The sequence below is a fragment of the Priestia sp. FSL R5-0597 genome, from assembly GCF_038006305.1.
Taxonomy (GTDB): domain Bacteria; phylum Bacillota; class Bacilli; order Bacillales; family Bacillaceae_H; genus Priestia; species Priestia zanthoxyli.
The window spans coordinates 247501-266947 of sequence record NZ_JBBOUZ010000001.1; the positions used below are offsets into that span (position 1 = coordinate 247501).

Below are 19447 nucleotides of genomic sequence, written 5' to 3' on the forward strand. Positions count from 1 at the left end.
GGGTAAGCGCGCTGCTGGATATGCGCGTTCAAGCAGTTAGGCTGATGAGTAGGCAAATCCGCTCATCATAAAGGCTGAGCTGTGATGACGAGGGAATTATAGTACCGAAGTTCCTGATTCCACACTGCCAAGAAAAGCCTCTAGCGAGGCGGGAGGTGCCCGTACCGCAAACCGACACAGGTAGGCGAGGAGAGAATCCTAAGGTGATCGAGAGAACTCTCGTTAAGGAACTCGGCAAAATGACCCCGTAACTTCGGGAGAAGGGGTGCTCTGGTAGGGTGTATAGCCCGAGAGAGCCGCAGTGAATAGGCCCAGGCGACTGTTTAGCAAAAACACAGGTCTCTGCGAAGCCGCAAGGCGAAGTATAGGGGCTGACGCCTGCCCGGTGCTGGAAGGTTAAGAGGAGGGGTTATCCTTTGGGAGAAGCTCTGAATCGAAGCCCCAGTAAACGGCGGCCGTAACTATAACGGTCCTAAGGTAGCGAAATTCCTTGTCGGGTAAGTTCCGACCCGCACGAAAGGCGTAACGATCTGGGCACTGTCTCAACGAGAGACTCGGTGAAATTATAGTACCTGTGAAGATGCAGGTTACCCGCGACAGGACGGAAAGACCCCGTGGAGCTTTACTGTAGCCTGATATTGAATTTTGGTACAGCTTGTACAGGATAGGTAGGAGCCTGAGAAGCCGGAGCGCTAGCTTCGGTGGAGGCGTCGGTGGGATACTACCCTGGCTGTATTGAAATTCTAACCCGCGGCCCTGATCGGGCCGGGAGACAGTGTCAGGTGGGCAGTTTGACTGGGGCGGTCGCCTCCTAAAATGTAACGGAGGCGCCCAAAGGTTCCCTCAGAATGGTTGGAAATCATTCGTAGAGTGTAAAGGCACAAGGGAGCTTGACTGCGAGACCTACAAGTCGAGCAGGGACGAAAGTCGGGCTTAGTGATCCGGTGGTTCCGCATGGAAGGGCCATCGCTCAACGGATAAAAGCTACCCCGGGGATAACAGGCTTATCTCCCCCAAGAGTCCACATCGACGGGGAGGTTTGGCACCTCGATGTCGGCTCATCGCATCCTGGGGCTGTAGTCGGTCCCAAGGGTTGGGCTGTTCGCCCATTAAAGCGGTACGCGAGCTGGGTTCAGAACGTCGTGAGACAGTTCGGTCCCTATCCGTCGTGGGCGTAGGAAATTTGAGAGGAGCTGTCCTTAGTACGAGAGGACCGGGATGGACACACCGCTGGTGTACCAGTTGTCTTGCCAAAGGCATCGCTGGGTAGCTATGTGTGGACGGGATAAGTGCTGAAAGCATCTAAGCATGAAGCCCCCCTCAAGATGAGATTTCCCATAGCGCAAGCTAGTAAGATCCCTGAAAGATGATCAGGTTGATAGGTCAGAGGTGGAAGCGTGGCGACATGTGTAGCTGACTGATACTAATCGATCGAGGACTTAACCAAACTTTAAAAGCGTAAGCTTTACTCAGCAAACTGTTACCTAGTTTTGAGAGAGCAATCTCTTGTCTGGTGGCGATAGCGAAGAGGTCACACCCGTTCCCATACCGAACACGGAAGTTAAGCTCTTTAGCGCCAATGGTAGTTGGGACTTTGTCCCTGTGAGAGTAGGACGTTGCCAGGCCAATAAAAAGACTAGTCATTCAATGACTAGTCTTTTTTGTTTCTAAAAATTACAGCATGAATTTAACTTTTAAATTATGTTACACTATAGTGGATTCATTTAATTTTTGTTATAAAAGCTCTTTTTGACGCTGTAAGAAACTTTTTTCGAACTGGAGGCTGCATTTTGGGTAAGAAATCAAAAAAAGTACTGTATGAATTACAAGAAAATGAAACAATCGCAAGTTGTTTAGATCGGATGAAAAAAGATGGGTATATGCCTGTTCGACGAATGGAAAAGCCTATTTTTGAAGAAAAAGAAATAAATGGTAAAAAGGACTATGTTCCGGTAAAGCAACAGATTGTTTTCGAAGGGAAAAGTCTCTAAATACGAACATTTTAATGATAAAAATAGTAAACATTCGATTTTTAGGTTGACTTTTTTCTAGTTTGGCTGTTATTATTAAGTTGTCAATTGAGATATCCGAAACCTCATATAATAGTGGGAATATGGCCCACGAGTCTCTACCCGATGACCGTAAATCATTGGACTATGAGGAGAGTACAATTACTAAATAGGTAAACATGATTCCTTTTCAAAAGGAATGTTGATACATGAAACCTAGGGTAGTTGTGGCTTTCCTTTAGTGAGCCATAACTTACCCTAGGTTTTTTTATAACGTGAAAAAGGAGCTTTTATTCATGAATGTAAAAGTTGCTGTTGTAATGGGCAGTCAGTCAGACTGGAGCACTATGAAATATGCGTGTGACATTTTAGATGAATTAAATATTCAATATGAAAAGAAAGTTGTATCAGCACATCGAACGCCGGATTATATGTTTGAATATGCTGAAACAGCGAAAGAACGAGGGATTAAAGTTATTATTGCTGGCGCTGGGGGTGCTGCGCACTTACCTGGTATGATTGCCGCAAAAACAATTTTACCTGTAATAGGAGTACCCGTTAAATCAAGTAACTTAAACGGTTTAGATTCACTTTTATCGATTGTTCAAATGCCAGGCGGCGTACCGGTAGCTACAGTAGCTATTGGGAAAGCTGGTTCTACGAACGCTGGCCTGCTAGCAGCACAAATCTTAGCAACACAGGATCCAACGTTAAGTGATCAACTTGAAAATCGTAGAGAGTCTATTAAATCATCTGTGTTAGAAAGTAGTGATCAACTTGTCTAATTTACTTATACCTCCTGGTAAAACAATTGGAATCGTAGGCGGTGGACAGCTAGGAAGAATGATTGCACTATCTGCTAAAGAAATGGGTTATTACATTGCAGTGCTTGAACCAACAGAAGATTCTCCTTGCGGTCAAGTAGCAGATATTAAAGTCATTGGCAACTATGATGATAGAAAAGCGGTTGAACAGCTTGCTGAAGTGTCAGATGTCATCACCTATGAATTTGAAAACGTTGATGTTGAGATGATGAAATGGCTAGAAACAAAATGCTACGTGCCACAAGGCAGTCATTTACTAGCCGTTACACAAAATCGTCGTTTAGAAAAAGAAATGATTACAAAGCTTAATCTAGACGTTCCTGATTACGCAATCGTTACGACTGAAGAAGAACTTTTAAAAGCTGTCGAAACAATTGGTTATCCATGTGTCGTAAAAACTTGCCGAGGCGGATATGACGGTAAAGGGCAAGTTCTAGTGAAAAATGAGAATAATATTCGTGAAGCAGCTGAGCTATTAGCACAGTCGGAATGCATTGTAGAACAGTGGATGAACTTAGATAAAGAAGTATCAGTTATTGTACACCGAAATGCAAAAGGCGAAACGGTATGTTTACCAGTAGCTGAGAACATTCATAAGCATCATATTTTGCACCAAACGATTGTTCCGGCACGTATTACAGCAGATCAAGAAGCGAAAGCTCTTCAATATGCGCAAGAAATAGCAAAAGGATTAGATTTAGTTGGTACATTAGCAGTTGAGATGTTCCTAACTGAAGAAGGTCAGCTTTATATAAATGAAATGGCACCTAGACCTCATAACTCAGGTCATTATTCAATCAATGCTTGTGATCTTTCTCAATTTCAGCAGCATGTAAGAGCCATTTGTAACTGGACCCTAGCACAGCCGACTTTATTAAAACCTGCTGTGATGGTTAACCTATTAGGGGAACATATTGAGAACACAATGGCAAAAATCGAATGTTTAGATGATATGCACTTACATTTGTACGGAAAAAAAGTTGCAAAAGAGAAGAGAAAAATGGGACATATCACGGTATTAGCTGATAAGATAGATGAGGCGATAGAAAAAGCCGAATCTCTAGGAATTTGGGAAAGAACGGAGGAAGTAACAACATGATTGAACGTTATACAAGACCAGAAATGGCAGCTATTTGGACAGAAGAAAATAAATTTAAAGCTTGGTTAGAAGTTGAAATTCTAGCTTGCGAAGCATGGTCAGAATTAGGACATATTCCGAAAGAAGATGTGAAGTTAATTCGTCAAAATGCATCTTTTGATATTAACCGCATCAATGAAATTGAACTAGAAACGCGTCATGACGTAGTAGCTTTCACTCGTGCAGTATCTGAAACGCTTGGTGAAGAGCGCAAGTGGGTACACTACGGTTTGACTTCAACTGACGTAGTTGATACAGCTCTATCTTATTTATTAAAGCAAGCTAATGAAATCTTGCTAAGTGACGTAGAGCGCTTTGTAGAAGTACTAAAGGAAAAAGCTCAAGAACATAAATATACGGTTATGATGGGACGTACGCACGGTGTACACGCTGAGCCAACGACATTTGGTTTGAAAATGGGATTATGGTATGAAGAAATGAAGCGTAACCTAGAGCGTTTAAAACGTGCTGCAGCTGAAGTGGAATTCGGTAAAATGTCAGGAGCAGTTGGAACGTTCGCTAACATCGATCCTTTCGTTGAAAAATACGTATGTGAGAAGTTAGGAATTTCACCAGCACCAATCTCTACGCAAACATTACAGCGTGACCGTCATGCACACTATATGTCAGTACTAGCGTTAATTGCGACATCTATTGAGAAATTTGCAGTAGAAGTTCGCGGTCTTCAAAAGAGTGAAACACGTGAGGTTGAAGAGTACTTTGCAAAAGGTCAAAAAGGATCATCTGCAATGCCTCATAAACGTAATCCAATCGGTTCTGAGAACGTAACGGGACTTGCTCGCTTAATTCGCGGCTATATGGTTACAGCTTATGATAATGTACCGCTTTGGCATGAGCGTGACATCTCTCATTCATCGGCAGAGCGTGTCATCTTACCTGATGCAACGATTGCTTTGAATTACATGTTAAATCGTTTTGCAAATATTGTTAAAAACTTAACAGTATTCCCTGACAACATGAAGCGCAACATGGATCGTACACTAGGGCTAATTTACTCACAGCGTGTACTTTTAACATTAATTAACAAAGGTATGGTACGTGAAGAAGCATACGACTTAGTACAGCCAAAAGCAATGGAAGCATGGGAAACGCAAGTTCCTTTCCGTTCTTTAATTGAAGGCGAAGAGCGCATTACTCGCCACTTATCGCCAGAAGAGATTGAAGATTGCTTCGATCATAAGCACCATTTAAAAAATGTAGATATGATTTTTGAACGTTTAGGTCTTTAATAAAAAAGGCAAGGCACGTCCTTGCCTTTATCTAAGAAAGTGTATCTGAATATTCTGTATGTAGAGGTGACAGCATGGAAAAGCAAGAGTTACTTTATGAAGGAAAAGCGAAAAAAATTTACGCTACTGATGAGCAAGATGTACTGTGGGTTGCTTATAAAAATGAAGCTACAGCATTCAACGGTCAGAAAAAAGCAGAGATTAGCGGAAAAGCACAGCTGAACAATCAAATTAGTAGTTTACTATTTTCAATGTTACATGAGCAAGGGATTACAACTCACTTTGTGAAGCAGCTTTCAGATCATGAACAGGCGGTTAAGAAAGTAGAAATTGTTCCGCTTGAAGTCGTTGTACGAAATGCTACAGCAGGAAGCCTTGCGAAGCGAATTGGTGTAGAAGAAGGTATTCGTTTTGAACAGCCAATCGTTGAACTTTACTACAAAGATGATGCGCTTGGTGATCCATTAATTCTTGCAGAACATGCGATTTTCCTTAAGGCTGCAACTCAAGAAGAGATTGATAGTTTAAAGGCACAAGCACTTCAAATCAACGAAGTATTATCGAAATTTTTCAAAGATAAAGACATTTTCTTAGTGGATTTTAAATTAGAATTCGGCCGTACTTCTCAAGGCGACATTATTTTAGCGGATGAAATTTCACCTGACACTTGCCGCTTCTGGGATGTTCATACGAACGAAAAATTAGATAAAGATGTATTCCGCAGAGACTTAGGCGGTTTAACAGAAGCATACGAAAAAATCTTACAGCGAATCGGAGGATAACCCAACCATGTATAAAGTAAAAGTATTTGTCACATTAAGAGAAAGTGTATTAGACCCTCAAGGAGTAGCCGTTAAAAATTCATTGCACCGTATGTCTTATGAAGAAGTTCAAGAAGTACGCATCGGTAAATTTTTAGAGCTAACAATCGACAGCACAGATTCATTAGATGAACGCGTAAAAGAAATGTGTGAAAAGCTTTTAGTTAATACAGTAATTGAAGACTACCGTTACGAGGTTGAGGAGGTTGTCGTACAGTGAAATTTGCTGTAATTGTTTTTCCAGGATCAAACTGTGACGTAGATATGTATCATGCTATCAAAGATGAGCTTGGTGAAGAAGTAGATTACGTTTGGCACGATACAGAATCATTAGATCAATATGATGGTATCTTGCTTCCAGGTGGTTTCTCATATGGAGATTACCTTCGTTCAGGTGCTATCGCTCGCTTCTCAAATGTAATGGATGCTGTAAAAAAAGCAGCAAGCCAAGGAAAGCCAGTACTAGGTGTATGTAATGGATTCCAAATTTTATTAGAAGCAGGATTACTGCCAGGTGCTATGCGCCGTAATGAAAACTTAAAATTCATCTGTAAAACAGTGAATTTGAAAGTAGCTAATAACGAAACAATGTTTACAAATGCTTATGGCAAAGATGAAGTAATTGCTATTCCAGTGGCACACGGTGAAGGCAACTACTATTGTGATGAACATACGTTACAAAAATTGATTGAAAACAACCAGATTCTTTTCCAATACGCAGGTGATAATCCAAACGGAAGCCTTCAAGATATTGCAGGGATTACGAACGAAACAGGCAACGTATTAGGAATGATGCCTCACCCAGAAAGAGCGGTAAGCGATCTTTTAGGAAGCGCGGACGGACTTAAATTATTTCAATCAATCGTAAAGCAGTGGAGGGAACAAAATGTCGTTACTTCTTGAACCAAATGTAGAGCAAATTAAAGAACAAAAGTTATATCGAGATATGGGATTAACAGACGAAGAGTTTGCGAATGTAGAGCAACTGCTTGGTCGTACTCCTAACTATACAGAAACAGGCTTATTCTCTGTTATGTGGTCAGAGCACTGTAGCTATAAAAACTCTAAGCCTGTACTGAAAAAATTCCCTATCACGGGTGAAAAAGTATTACAAGGTCCTGGTGAAGGAGCTGGTATCGTTGATATTGGTGATAACCAAGCCGTTGTATTTAAAATCGAAAGTCATAACCATCCATCAGCGATTGAACCTTATCAAGGAGCAGCAACTGGTGTAGGTGGCATCATTCGTGACGTCTTTTCAATGGGAGCAAGACCGATTGCACTTTTAAACTCTTTACGTTTTGGTGAATTAACATCTCCAAAGGTTCGTCATTTGTTTGAGGAAGTAGTAGCGGGAATCGCAGGTTACGGTAACTGTGTAGGAATCCCAACAGTAGGTGGAGAAATTCAGTTTGAAGCTTCATATGAAGGAAATCCGCTTGTTAACGCTATGTGTGTTGGTTTAATTAACCACGAAGATATTCAAAAAGGTCAAGCTAAAGGCGTTGGCAACACGGTTATGTACGTAGGAGCAAAAACGGGACGCGACGGTATCCACGGCGCTACATTTGCTTCTGAAGAGCTATCTGATCAGTCAGATGAAAAACGTCCTGCTGTACAAGTAGGAGATCCATTTATGGAAAAACTTCTTCTTGAAGCTTGCTTAGAGCTTATCAAGTGTGACGCTTTAGTAGGTATTCAAGATATGGGTGCTGCGGGCTTAACAAGTTCTTCGGCAGAGATGGCAAGTAAAGCAGGTTCTGGTATTGAAATGAACCTTGATCTTGTACCTCAGCGTGAAACGGGTATGACACCATATGAAATGATGCTTTCAGAATCTCAAGAGCGCATGCTCATCGTTGTTGAAAAAGGCCGTGAAAATGAAATCGTCGAAATCGTTGAAAAATACGGATTAGAAGCTGTTTCAGTCGGTCACGTAACCGACGATAAGCGCCTTCGTTTAACTCATAACGGAGAAGTAGTAGCAGATGTTCCTGTAGATGCATTAGCAGAAGATGCACCGGTATACCACAAACCATCTCAAGAACCAGCATACTATCGTGAGTTCCAAGAGCAGTCAGCATACGCTCCTACTGTTGAAAATCACAGTGATATGTTAGTAACGCTTTTAAAACAGCCTACGATTGCAAACAAAGAGTGGGTTTACAACCAATATGACTACCAAGTACGTACAAACACAGTTGTATCTCCTGGATCTGACGCGGCGGTTGTTCGTGTACGTGATACAAATAAAGCATTAGCGATGACAACAGACTGTAACTCTCGCTATTTATACCTAGACCCGGAAGTAGGCGGCCGTATCGCAGTGGCAGAAGCTGCTCGTAACCTTGTATGTTCAGGTGCACAGCCTCTTGCGATTACAGACTGCTTAAACTTCGGTAACCCTGAAAAGCCAGAAATCTTCTGGCAAATTGAAAAAGCAACAGACGGTATGAGCGACGCTTGCCGTGAGCTATCGACTCCGGTTATCGGCGGTAACGTATCTCTGTACAATGAGACAAAAGGTGAAGCAATTTACCCAACTCCTGTTATTGGAATGGTTGGTCTAATCGACGATATCAACCATATTACAACTCAATATGCGAAGCAAAAAGATGACTTAATCTATGTTATTGGTAAAGCTGAAGCAGAATTCGCAGGTACTGAGCTTCAAAAAGTACTAGAAAACGGTACGGTATTCGGCCAGTCACCTAAATTAGATTTAGCGGTTGAAAAAACACGTCAAGATCAGCTTCTTCAAGCAATTCGTGAAGGTGCAGTTCAATCTGCTCACGATATTGCAGAAGGAGGATTCGCGGTAGCCCTAGCTGAAAAAGTGATGAACGGCAGCGGGTTAGGCGTAAACGTAACGGTAGACGGTGAAGCAACAGCAGAGCTATTCAGTGAAACACAATCACGCTTTGTCGTAACGGTTTCACCAGAGAATAAAGAAAAATTCGAAATGCTTGTACAAGATGCAACATTAGTAGGACGCGTAACAGAAGACGCAACATTAACTGTTAAACATCAAGAAAATGTTCTTGTTCAATTATCAGTTGAAGAATTAACTACTGCTTGGAAAGGAGCGCTTCCATGCTTGCTGAAATCAAAGGCTTAAACGAAGAATGTGGCGTATTCGGTGTATGGGGACATGAAAATGCAAGCCAGATTGCTTATTACGGTTTGCATAGCTTGCAACACCGCGGACAAGAAGGCGCTGGTATTGCTGTAACAGACGGAGAAAAAGTGACAGTGATGAAAGGCGTCGGTCTTGTTAACGAAGTATTTGGCCACGGAGAGTTAGAGCAACTAAACGGTAAAGCAGCAATTGGACACGTTCGTTATGCAACAGCTGGAGGCGGAGGGTTTGAAAATGTTCAACCCCTTCACTTCCGCTCTCATAGCGGAAGCCTTGCGTTAGCTCATAATGGAAACTTGGTTAATGCAAATGCATTAAAGCATCAGCTGGAAAACCAAGGGAGTATTTTCCAATCAACATCTGATACAGAAGTACTTGCTCATTTAATTAAACGAAGCGGCTATGAAGATATGAAAGATAAAGTGAAAAATGCTTTATCCATGGTTAAAGGCGCATACGCATTCGTTATTTTAACGGAAGATACGATGATGGTTGCACTTGATCCTCACGGACTGCGTCCATTATCAATTGGACGATTAGGTGATGCCTATGTAGTAGCTTCTGAAACATGTGCGTTTGATATTGTTGGAGCGGTTCATGAGCGTGATGTAGAGCCTGGTGAGTTACTTATTATTAATGATGAAGGTATTCAATCAGAGCGATTCACACTAAACGTAAACCGTGCTATTTGCAGTATGGAATATATTTATTTCTCAAGACCAGATAGTAATATTGATGGAATCAATGTTCACTCTGCTCGTAAAAACCTTGGGAAACAACTTGCAGTTGAGTCACCGATTGAAGCAGACGTTGTAACAGGCGTTCCGGATTCAAGTATTTCAGCAGCGATTGGTTTTGCAGAACAGTCAGGGATTCCATACGAATTAGGTTTAATTAAGAATCGATACGTAGGCCGTACATTCATTCAGCCTTCACAAGAATTGCGTGAACAAGGTGTAAAAATGAAGCTGTCTCCTGTACGTAAAATTGTAGAGGGTAAACGTGTTGTCATGGTAGATGATTCTATCGTTCGCGGCACAACAAGCCGTCGCATTGTTCGTATGCTTCGAGAAGCAGGAGCAACTGAAGTACATGTACGCATCAGTTCACCTCCTATTAAAAATCCATGTTTTTATGGAATTGACACATCGTCATCCTCTGAGTTAATTGCTGCTACGCGCTCTGTTGAAGAAATTCGTGAATTGATTGAAGCTGATTCACTTGTTTTCTTAAGCAACGAAGGTTTAGTAGACGCAATCGGCAGACAGTATGAAGGCAACGGCGGACAGTGTATGGCATGTTTTACTGGAAAGTATCCAACTGAAATTTATCCAGATACTGTACACCCTCATGAAAAGGTAACTTGTTAGTTTTAACGTAAAAAAGGAGTGACAACATGTCATATTCATATAAACAAGCTGGAGTTGACTTAGAAGCAGGATATGAAGCTGTTTCACGTATTAAAAAGCACGTAGAACGAACTGCTCGTGCAGGTATTATGGGAACAGTCGGCGGCTTTGGCGGAATGTTCGATTTATCTACATTGAATTTAAAAGAGCCTGTTCTTGTTTCTGGTACAGATGGAGTAGGAACAAAATTGAAACTTGCTTTTCAAATGGATAAGCATGACACAATCGGTGTGGATGCAGTGGCCATGTGTGTAAACGACGTTTTAGCACAAGGAGCAGAGCCTCTCTACTTCTTAGATTATATTGCTTGCGGGAAAGCAGTTCCTGAAAAAATTGAATCGATTGTAAAAGGAATTGCAGACGGCTGTGAACAGTCCAACTGTGCGTTAATTGGCGGAGAAACAGCTGAAATGCCAGGTTTATACGAAGAAGATGAATATGATCTTGCAGGGTTTACAGTAGGAGCGGTAGAAAAGTCAGAAATTATTACTGGAGATGAGATTAAAGCTGGACAGCTGTTGATCGGTATCTCATCTAGCGGTATTCACAGCAACGGCTACTCTCTTGTACGTAAAATTGTTGATGATCAAGGATTAAATCTTCACGAAACTTACGCTGGTTTTAATGAAAAGCTCGGAGTTGAGTTATTAACGCCAACAAAAATATACGTGAAGCCGGTCCTAAAAGCATTACATGCAGCTAAGATTGCAGGTATGGCTCATATTACTGGAGGCGGATTTGTTGAAAATATCCCTCGTATGCTTCCTGAAGGTTTAGGTGTAGAAATCGATTACGGTTCTTGGCCAATTCCATACGTGTTTGATTTCCTTGAAGAGCAAGGCAAGCTAGACCGTAAAGAAATGTTCGAAGTATTCAATATGGGAATCGGATTTGTTTTAGCTGTTGAACCTGAAGATATGAATAAAGTCATTGAAGCAATTGAAAACGAAGGCGAAAAAGCATTTGTTATCGGACGTGTCAAAGAAGGAACAGGTGTTGAATTTGCTGGAGGGACGTTTGCATGATAAATATTGCAGTGTTTGCTTCTGGAAACGGCAGTAACTTTCAATCCATCTACGAAGCAACTCAGTCAGGTCGATTAAAAGCAAATATTGCGCTTGTTGTTTGTAATAAACCGGATGCATACGTAATTGAACGAGCAAAAGCATGTGGAATACCATGCTTTGTTTGTTCGCCTAAAAACTATGAAAATAAAGAAGCGTATGAAGCAGCAATTCTTGCAGAGCTTACATCAGCTAAAGTAGAATTTCTTGTTTTAGCAGGATATATGCGATTAGTTGGTTCGACGTTGCTTAAGCCATACAAAAATCGTATTGTTAATATCCACCCTTCGCTTTTACCTGCATTTCCTGGGATTGATGCTATTGGTCAAGCTTTTGATGCAGGAGTAAAAGTGATTGGAATTACCGTGCATTTTGTAGATGAAGGCATGGATACAGGACCAATTATTGACCAGCAGGCTATTCGCATTGAAAAAGGCGATACAAGAGAAACAGTTGAGGCCCGTATTCATGAAATTGAACATCAATTTTATCCCGCGGTACTGAATGAATTATTTGAACAAGCCGCAGTTAAATAAATAGGATGTAACCTTGTCAAAAAAGTTTTAATCCTTTACTATGGTAGAGTAGTAGTGAAAGAAAGATTTTAAATGAGAGATCGGATCAGGAGGAGTTTACAAAATGACAGCAAAACGCGCGCTTATTAGCGTATCTGATAAAGAAGGTATTGTTTCATTTGCACAAGAATTAAAGGACTTAGGAGTAGAAATTATTTCAACTGGCGGTACAAAGCGTACCCTAGAAGAAAACGGCATTGACGTTATCGGAATCTCTGAAGTAACTGGTTTCCCAGAAATTTTAGACGGCCGTTTAAAAACATTGCATCCTAACGTTCACGGTGCTTTATTAGCGTTACGCGATAATGAAGAGCATCAAGCTCAAATGAAAGAGCATAATATCTCGCCAATCGACTTTGTAGTTGTAAACTTATATCCATTTAAAAAGACAATTGAAAAAGAGGATGTAACGCTTGCTGAAGCGATTGAGAATATTGACATCGGTGGACCTACAATGCTTCGTTCAGCTGCGAAAAACTATCGTTCTGTCTCAGTTGTAGTAGATCCAAGCGATTACGCAACCGTAGTAGAAGAGTTAAAAGCGGATGGCAATGTTTCATTTGAAACCAACCAACGATTAGCAGCAAAAGTATTCCGTCATACGGCAGCTTATGATGCATTAATCGCTGAATACTTAACAAACATTACAGGTGAAACAACTCCTGAGAAATTAACAGTAACGTATGAGCGCGTTCAAGGCTTACGATACGGAGAAAACCCTCACCAACAAGCTTCTTTTTATAAAAAGCCGTTAACACAAAAAGGTTCTATTGCAACAGCTACGCAGCTGCATGGAAAAGAGTTATCATACAATAATATCAACGATGCAAACGCAGCTCTTCAAATCGTAAAAGAATTCAAAGAGCCGGCTATCGTAGCGATCAAACATATGAACCCTTGCGGTGTAGGTGTGGGTGAAACAATTGCTCAAGCTTATCAAAAAGCATATGAAGCGGATCCTACATCTATCTTTGGCGGCATCGTAGCAGCTAACCGTCCTATCGACCGTGAAACGGCTATTCAGTTAAAAGAAATTTTCTTAGAAATTATCATTGCTCCTGCTTTCGATCAAGAAGCATTAGATGTATTAACAGCTAAGAAAAACCTTCGTTTACTAACGATAGAGCTTGATGAAAAAGCAGAAAAAGAAGCTTTCTTAACGTCTGTAAAAGGCGGCGTGCTTGTTCAGGATGAAGACGTATTCGGATTTGATGATGCAACGATTACTGTTCCAACGAAACGCGAGCCAACAGAAAAAGAGTGGGCAGATTTAAAATTAGCATGGAAAGTTGTTAAAAATGTTAAGTCTAATGCTATTGTACTTGCAAAAGATGACATGACAATTGGCGTAGGTGCTGGTCAAATGAATCGCGTGGGCGCTGCAAAAATTGCAATTGAACAAGCTGGTGAAAAAGCACAAGGTTCAGCTTTAGGTTCAGATGCTTTCTTCCCAATGGGCGATACAGTAGAAGCAGCAGCTAAAGCAGGAATCACAGCTATTATTCAGCCAGGCGGATCAATTCGTGATGAAGAGTCAATTGCAAAAGCAGATGAATACGGCATTGCAATGGTATTTACAGGCGTAAGACATTTTAAACATTAATGAGGTGAAGAACGTGAATGTTTTAGTTATTGGAAAAGGCGGAAGAGAGCATACAATTGCATGGAAAGCTTCAAAAAGTCCACTTGTTAACGAAGTGTTTGTAGCACCAGGAAACCCAGGCATGAGAGATGTGGCAACGATTGTACCAATCGATGAAAGCAGCCAAGAAGAGCTTGTGCAGTTTGCAAAAGAAAATAAGATTGGATTAACAATTGTTGGACCAGAAAATCCGCTAATTGAAGGCATTGTTGATCGATTCGAACAAGAAGGTCTTCCGGTCTTTGGACCGCGCAAACAAGCAGCGATGATTGAAGGAAGCAAAAGCTTTGCAAAAGAGCTCATGAAAAAGTATGATATTCCAACCGCAGCGTATGAAACATTTACGTCTTACGAGGAAGCAAAAGCATATGTGGAAAAGCAAGGCGCTCCAATTGTTATTAAAGCAGACGGCTTAGCAGCTGGTAAAGGTGTAACTGTTGCTTTAACAGTAGAAGAAGCTGTAGATACATTACGTGATTTTCTAGTTGACCAAAAATTTAAAGAAGCAAGTGCCAAAGTAGTTGTAGAAGAATTTTTGGATGGTGAAGAATTTTCATTAATGGCATTCGTACGCGGGACAAATGTGTATCCAATGGTAATTGCACAAGATCATAAGCGTGCTTTTGACGGCGATCAAGGTCCGAATACAGGAGGCATGGGAGCTTACTCTCCTGTTCCGCAAATTAGTGATGCAGAAGTACAAGAGGCTGTAGAAAACATCTTACTTCCAATGGCTAAAGGATTAGCTGAAGAAGGCTGTGAGTATACGGGAATTCTATATGCTGGTCTGATTCAAACACAAAAAGGACCAAAGGTGATTGAATTTAATGCGCGTTTTGGAGATCCTGAAACACAGGTTGTACTGCCCCGTATGAAAAGCGATTTAGTCGATGTGCTTCTTCGCATTTTGAAAGAAGAAAAAGTAGAAATTGAATGGGATAACGAAGCAGCTATTGGAATTGTATTAGCAGCAGCGGGTTACCCAGAAGATTATCAAAAGGGTGCGCCAATTAACGGATTGGATGCGATCAGTGAAGACGCGCTTGTTTTCCACGCTGGTACGGCTTTAGAAAACGACACATACGTTTCGAACGGCGGCCGCGTTCTATTAGTAGGTGCCAAAGGAGCAACTCTTCAAGAAGCGCAGCAAGAAGTATACAAACAAATGGCTCATATCGATGTAGAAAAAGGCTTTTTCTATCGCAAAGACATCGGCCATCGTGCATTAGCAAAAGCAGCTTTAAAATAAAAAAGGAGAGCTCCGGCTCTCCTTTTTACCTTATGAAGGATTATACGTTTCTTCGTTTCCATTTGGATGGTGTTCATGTTCATCGTGTTTTTGACATGAATCATATGCGTACGTAAGGGGGCAAAAACGCGTGATGCCTTCTGCAACTTTTAAAGCTCCCATTAACCCTAAGAAGATGTATGAATCTTTGTACGGTCTGCGAGATAAACGAGATGTTGTCCAAGAAAGAAGGGTAAAGCCCAGCGTAAGTCGAATTAATGCGTTAACAATACCGATATTTGGTTTCATGTTTTATCACCTTTATTCATAAAATTAATAACAGTTTCTGAATGCGTTTACATCACGGATGTGTTACGATAAAAATACATAGTAAATTAGGGGGAATTTAGCATGCCGGAACAGAGATACCGCTGGAAAAGCAAACATATTAGACAGCAGCTTTTAGTATTAAACGGTCAAAAAGCACCAACTATTGTCTTAAAAGATGCAACATATTTGAACGCTCGAATGAAGCAGTGGAAAAAAGCACATATTTGGGTTTACCAAGATCGTATTGTATACGTTGGCTCAGAGATGCCTAAGCACACAGACGCTTCTACAGAGATTATAGACTGCAGTGAGAAATATGTGGTTCCTGGGTATATTGAGCCGCATGTTCACCCGTTTCAGTTATATAATCCCCAGACTTTTTCCCAATATGCAGCCAAGCACGGAACAACCACTTTATTTAATGATAATTTAATTCTCGCTTTACAGCTTGAACAAAAAACGGCATTTTCGTTGATTGAAGAAATGAAAACGTTACCACAGTCACTGTATTGGTGGTGCAGATTTGATTCGCAGACAGAAATTGATGAAGAGGCTGATATCTTCTCACATACAAACATTACTTCTTGGCTACAAAATGAAGCTGTCTTACAAGGAGGCGAACTGACAAGTTGGCCGAAGCTTTTAGACGGAGATGATTTAATGCTTCACTGGGTTCAAGAGACAAAGCGGATGAGGAAGCATATTGAAGGACATTTCCCGGGGGCGTCAGCATTTACCTTAGCAAAAATGAAATTGCTCGGGGCAGACAGCGATCATGAGTCTATGACAGGGGAAGATGTTGTTGCTCGGTTAACGCAAGGCTATGACGTTGCTTTGCGCCACTCTTCCATTCGGCCAGATTTGCCAAAACTGCTGCAGGAGTTAAAAGAGCTGCAGGTAGATTATTTTGACCATATTACGATGAATACAGACGGTTCTCCGCCTTCTTTTTACCAAAACGGCGTGTCAGATATGTTAATTACGTTAGCTATTTCAGAAGGAGTTCCTGTGTTAGATGCTTATAATATGGTGTCTGTAAATATTGCCCGCTATTATAACATGGAACATTTGCACGGGCATGTAGCAACAGGCTGTGTGGCTAATATTAATATTTTAGAAGATCCTATGCGGCCTACTCCGGTATCTGTGCTAGCAAAAGGAAAGTGGATGAAAAAAGAAGGCAAAGAACAAGCATTAGCCTCGGTGGAATTTCCTTGGGAAAAGTTTGGTTTTTCACCGTTAAAGTTAGACTTTGATTTAACGATGGACGATTTTCAATTTTCAATGCCAGTAGGCGTGAAAATGAAAAATGCTGTTATTATGGAGCCGTATTCAATTCACTTAAATGTGAGCGGAGATGTATTAGCCTCTGATCATGATGAAAGCTTTTTAGTGCTGGTGGACCGAGAAGGCAAGTGGCGCATCAATACGCTGTTAAAAGGATTTGCGACAAATGTATCGGGAATGGCGAGTTCGTTTTCAAATACAGGTGATTTTATTTTAATTGGAAAATCGAAAAAAGATATGATGTGTGCATTCAAACGTATGAAAGAAATTGGCGGCGGTATTGTTATTACAGAAGGTGAGAAAGTAGTATATGAACTGGATCTTCCGTTAAAAGGAGTCATGTCGAATCTGCCGATGGAAGAGCTAAGTAAACGAGAGGTGGAACTCAAGAAAGTGCTGGGTGAGCGAGGATACAAACACGATGATCCTGTCTATTCACTGCTGTTCTTTTCGTCTACACATTTGCCTTATATTCGTATCACGCCAGTAGGAATTTATGACGTTATGAATAAAAAAGTACTTTTTCCGTCTATAATGCGTTAAAATATAAAAGTATCAAAGGAATTTGAAATTTGTATGAAATTGGCTGTCTTCATACAGAATGAATGTATGTGCAAATAAATATAGAAACTGTATTTTATAGATAGAAACAACTAGTAAAGAAAGCCAATGATAAAGGAGTTCGATACGATGCAAATCAACAAACTACGAGGAAAAGAATTAGATCAGCTATTTCAAGCGATTTTATCATTAGAAAACATTGAAGAATGCTATCAATTTTTTGATGACCTATGTACAGTTAATGAAATTCAATCATTAGCACAGCGCTTAGAAGTAGCAAGAATGCTAAGAGAAGGCAACACGTACCATAAAATTGAGACGGAAACTGGAGCAAGCACAGCGACTATTTCCCGTGTTAAACGCTGCTTGAATTATGGAAGCGATGCGTACCAAATGGTATTAGAACGCCTTCAAGAAGATTCAAATCAAAAGTAAAGCGTATGGCTGAAGCAGCCATACGCTTATTTTTTTAATTAAAATTGAGTTGCTTCTTCAATGATATTTTTCAGGTCGCTAATTGCTACACGTTTTTGTTCCATTGTGTCGCGGTTACGAATTGTTACTTGATTGTCTTCTAATGAATCGAAGTCGAATGTAATACAGAAAGGCGTACCGATTTCATCATGGCGACGGTAACGTTTACCGATTGAACCAGCATCATCGTAGTCAATCATAAAGTGTTTTGCTAAATCTTCAAAGACAGCGCGCGCTTCGTTAGAAAGCTTTTTAGAAAGTGGCAATACAGCAGCTTTAAATGGTGCTAAAGCAGGGTGAAGCTGCATTACTGTACGAGATGAGCCGTCTTCTAACGTTTCTTCTTCATATGCATCAATCATATAAGCCAATGTTACACGGTCAGCACCTAAAGAAGGCTCGATGCAGTAAGGTACATAGCGTTCGTTTGTTTCTTGATCAACGTATTGGAAGTCTTCTCCAGAGTGTTCCATATGCTGCTTTAAGTCATAGTCTGTACGAGAAGCTACGCCCCATAGTTCGCCCCAGCCGAATGGGAATTTGTATTCAAAGTCTGTTGTTGCATTACTGTAGTGAGAAAGTTCATCATCATCATGGTCGCGAAGACGAACGTTTTCTTCTTTCATGCCAAGAGAAAGAAGCCATTTGTTACATGTTTCTTTCCAGTAGTTAAACCATTCTAATTCAGTGCCTGGTTTACAGAAGAATTCAAGCTCCATTTGTTCAAATTCACGTGTACGGAATGTGAAGTTACCAGGTGTAATTTCGTTACGGAAGCTTTTACCCACTTGGCCGATACCGAATGGAAGCTTTTTACGCATTGAGCGCTGAACGTTTTTAAAGTTTACGAAAATACCTTGAGCTGTTTCAGGACGAAGGTAAATTTCATTTGTTGATGTTTCAGTTACACCTTGGTGCGTTTTGAACATTAAGTTAAATTGACGAATTTCAGTGAAGTTAGCTGAACCACACTCAGGACATGTAATTTCATGTTCTTTAATTAAGTCAGCCATTGCATCAAATGAAAGGCCGTCTACGATCATTTCAATGCCTTTTTCTTGAAGCTTTTCTTCAATTAATTTATCAGCACGGTGACGAGCTTTACAATCCTTACAGTCGATCATTGGGTCATTAAAGTTTCCTAAGTGACCAGAAGCTTCCCATGTTTTTGGATTCATTAAAATCGCAGCGTCTAAACCAACGTTGTATGGAGATTCTTGAATGAATTTTTTCCACCATGCTTTTTTAATATTGTTTTTTAATTCTACGCCAAGCGGGCCGTAATCCCATGTATTTGCAAGACCGCCGTAAATTTCAGAACCTTGAAATACAAAGCCGCGATGTTTGGCGTGAGATACGATTTGATCCATTGTTTTTGACATTCTAATTCCTCCTGTAAATGGTAGTAATTCAAGCGAAACAAAAAGAGCGGGTACAAAAAAACTCTCGTCCCTGGGCATATCAACAATATGCCCAGGGACGAGAGTTTTTCCCGCGGTTCCACCCTGGTTGATACAAAATGTATCCACCTTCGTCTGTATATACTCCAGATTGCCTTTTCCTTAAACCATTCTCTAGGCTCCCACCGTCCCTAGTTCGCTTTGTGAAGAGGATTTAAGTACTATTGATCCTTCAGCGTATATCATATGAATTTTAGTAGCTATATATTAGCATATCCTATGCAGAGAAACAATAA

The 19447-nt window shown here is 40.8% G+C and carries 17 protein-coding genes, 2 rRNA genes and 1 riboswitch (1 of these 20 cut by a window edge); of the genes, 17 read left to right on the forward strand and 2 right to left on the reverse strand.

Going from position 1 to position 19447, the window contains the following annotated elements:
- The 15 genes from MKX72_RS01395 to purD form a co-directional block, all read left to right on the forward strand.
- A 23S ribosomal RNA gene (locus MKX72_RS01395) occupies positions 1-1447 on the forward strand; it begins 1489 nt to the left of the window's first position.
- A gap of 62 nt (positions 1448-1509) precedes the next feature.
- Positions 1510-1625, forward strand: a 5S ribosomal RNA gene (rrf, locus tag MKX72_RS01400).
- Positions 1626-1790: 165 nt separating this feature from the next.
- Positions 1791-1991: an NETI motif-containing protein gene (locus tag MKX72_RS01405; protein ID WP_016762769.1), complete on the forward strand. Its 201-nt coding sequence runs from the start codon at positions 1791-1793 to the stop codon at positions 1989-1991.
- A gap of 84 nt (positions 1992-2075) precedes the next feature.
- Positions 2076-2177, forward strand: a riboswitch (purine riboswitch).
- A gap of 128 nt (positions 2178-2305) precedes the next feature.
- Positions 2306-2794 (forward strand): 5-(carboxyamino)imidazole ribonucleotide mutase, encoded by a 489-nt coding sequence (gene purE, locus MKX72_RS01410; protein WP_028412533.1) that lies wholly within the window; start codon positions 2306-2308, stop codon positions 2792-2794.
- Positions 2787-3932, forward strand: coding sequence for a 5-(carboxyamino)imidazole ribonucleotide synthase (purK, locus tag MKX72_RS01415; RefSeq protein ID WP_013081438.1), 1146 nt, complete (start codon positions 2787-2789; stop codon positions 3930-3932). Before purE ends, purK begins: the two co-directional genes overlap by 8 nt.
- A complete protein-coding gene (purB, locus tag MKX72_RS01420) occupies positions 3929-5221 on the forward strand; it encodes an adenylosuccinate lyase (protein WP_013055036.1) in 1293 nt (430 codons plus the stop codon). Before purK ends, purB begins: the two co-directional genes overlap by 4 nt.
- A gap of 74 nt (positions 5222-5295) precedes the next feature.
- The gene (gene purC / locus MKX72_RS01425; RefSeq protein WP_028412531.1) at positions 5296-6003 is read left to right on the forward strand and encodes a phosphoribosylaminoimidazolesuccinocarboxamide synthase; all 708 of its coding nucleotides are present in this window, start codon (positions 5296-5298) and stop codon (positions 6001-6003) included.
- Positions 6004-6010: 7 nt separating this feature from the next.
- Positions 6011-6262, forward strand: coding sequence for a phosphoribosylformylglycinamidine synthase subunit PurS (gene purS / locus MKX72_RS01430; RefSeq protein WP_014461938.1), 252 nt, complete (start codon positions 6011-6013; stop codon positions 6260-6262).
- A complete protein-coding gene (purQ, locus tag MKX72_RS01435) occupies positions 6259-6945 on the forward strand; it encodes a phosphoribosylformylglycinamidine synthase subunit PurQ (RefSeq protein WP_013055039.1) in 687 nt (228 codons plus the stop codon). Before purS ends, purQ begins: the two co-directional genes overlap by 4 nt.
- Positions 6929-9160: a phosphoribosylformylglycinamidine synthase subunit PurL gene (gene purL, locus MKX72_RS01440; protein WP_028412530.1), complete on the forward strand. Its 2232-nt coding sequence runs from the start codon at positions 6929-6931 to the stop codon at positions 9158-9160. Before purQ ends, purL begins: the two co-directional genes overlap by 17 nt.
- Positions 9136-10551, forward strand: a complete 1416-nt coding sequence (purF, locus tag MKX72_RS01445) for an amidophosphoribosyltransferase (RefSeq protein WP_013055041.1) — start codon at positions 9136-9138, stop codon at positions 10549-10551. Before purL ends, purF begins: the two co-directional genes overlap by 25 nt.
- A gap of 26 nt (positions 10552-10577) precedes the next feature.
- Entirely contained in the window at positions 10578-11615 is a 1038-nt protein-coding gene (gene purM / locus MKX72_RS01450) for a phosphoribosylformylglycinamidine cyclo-ligase (RefSeq protein WP_028412529.1), read from the forward strand.
- Positions 11612-12190 (forward strand): phosphoribosylglycinamide formyltransferase, encoded by a 579-nt coding sequence (purN, locus tag MKX72_RS01455; protein ID WP_014461934.1) that lies wholly within the window; start codon positions 11612-11614, stop codon positions 12188-12190. The genes purM and purN overlap by 4 nt, the downstream gene beginning before the upstream one ends.
- Positions 12191-12293: 103 nt before the next feature.
- Positions 12294-13832, forward strand: a complete 1539-nt coding sequence (purH, locus tag MKX72_RS01460; RefSeq protein ID WP_025752921.1) for a bifunctional phosphoribosylaminoimidazolecarboxamide formyltransferase/IMP cyclohydrolase — start codon at positions 12294-12296, stop codon at positions 13830-13832.
- A 13-nt stretch (positions 13833-13845) separates the two neighbouring features.
- On the forward strand, positions 13846-15120 hold the full coding sequence (purD, locus tag MKX72_RS01465) for a phosphoribosylamine--glycine ligase (protein WP_033580832.1): 1275 nt from the start codon (positions 13846-13848) through the stop codon (positions 15118-15120).
- Positions 15121-15150: 30 nt separating this feature from the next.
- Here the strand turns inward: purD and MKX72_RS01470 are convergent, their stop codons facing one another.
- The gene (locus MKX72_RS01470) at positions 15151-15408 is read right to left on the reverse strand and encodes a YgaP family membrane protein (protein ID WP_016762773.1); all 258 of its coding nucleotides are present in this window, start codon (positions 15406-15408) and stop codon (positions 15151-15153) included.
- 102 nt (positions 15409-15510) lie between these two features.
- On the opposite strand from MKX72_RS01470, the gene MKX72_RS01475 reads away from it, so the two are divergent.
- Complete coding sequence (locus MKX72_RS01475; RefSeq protein WP_028412527.1) at positions 15511-17259, forward strand: adenine deaminase C-terminal domain-containing protein; 1749 nt, start codon at positions 15511-15513, stop codon at positions 17257-17259.
- Positions 17260-17406: 147 nt separating this feature from the next.
- On the forward strand, positions 17407-17712 hold the full coding sequence (locus MKX72_RS01480; RefSeq protein WP_013055048.1) for a YerC/YecD family TrpR-related protein: 306 nt from the start codon (positions 17407-17409) through the stop codon (positions 17710-17712).
- Positions 17713-17750: 38 nt separating this feature from the next.
- Here MKX72_RS01480 and MKX72_RS01485 read toward each other — a convergent pair whose 3' ends face one another.
- Entirely contained in the window at positions 17751-19133 is a 1383-nt protein-coding gene (locus MKX72_RS01485) for a glycine--tRNA ligase (RefSeq protein ID WP_028412526.1), read from the reverse strand.
- Positions 19134-19447 lie beyond the last annotated feature (314 nt).

Coding starts and splice junctions, on each gene's coding strand:
- purE (WP_028412533.1), top strand. CDS start 2,306: ATGAATGTAAAAGTTGCTGTTGTAATGGGCAGTCAGTCAGACTGGAGC.
- purB (WP_013055036.1), top strand. CDS start 3,929: ATGATTGAACGTTATACAAGACCAGAAATGGCAGCTATTTGGACAGAA.
- purC (WP_028412531.1), top strand. CDS start 5,296: ATGGAAAAGCAAGAGTTACTTTATGAAGGAAAAGCGAAAAAAATTTAC.
- purS (WP_014461938.1), top strand. CDS start 6,011: ATGTATAAAGTAAAAGTATTTGTCACATTAAGAGAAAGTGTATTAGAC.
- purL (WP_028412530.1), top strand. CDS start 6,929: ATGTCGTTACTTCTTGAACCAAATGTAGAGCAAATTAAAGAACAAAAG.
- purF (WP_013055041.1), top strand. CDS start 9,136: ATGCTTGCTGAAATCAAAGGCTTAAACGAAGAATGTGGCGTATTCGGT.
- purM (WP_028412529.1), top strand. CDS start 10,578: ATGTCATATTCATATAAACAAGCTGGAGTTGACTTAGAAGCAGGATAT.
- purN (WP_014461934.1), top strand. CDS start 11,612: ATGATAAATATTGCAGTGTTTGCTTCTGGAAACGGCAGTAACTTTCAA.
- purH (WP_025752921.1), top strand. CDS start 12,294: ATGACAGCAAAACGCGCGCTTATTAGCGTATCTGATAAAGAAGGTATT.
- MKX72_RS01470 (WP_016762773.1), bottom strand. CDS start 15,408: ATGAAACCAAATATCGGTATTGTTAACGCATTAATTCGACTTACGCTG.
- MKX72_RS01475 (WP_028412527.1), top strand. CDS start 15,511: ATGCCGGAACAGAGATACCGCTGGAAAAGCAAACATATTAGACAGCAG.
- MKX72_RS01480 (WP_013055048.1), top strand. CDS start 17,407: ATGCAAATCAACAAACTACGAGGAAAAGAATTAGATCAGCTATTTCAA.
- MKX72_RS01485 (WP_028412526.1), bottom strand. CDS start 19,133: ATGTCAAAAACAATGGATCAAATCGTATCTCACGCCAAACATCGCGGC.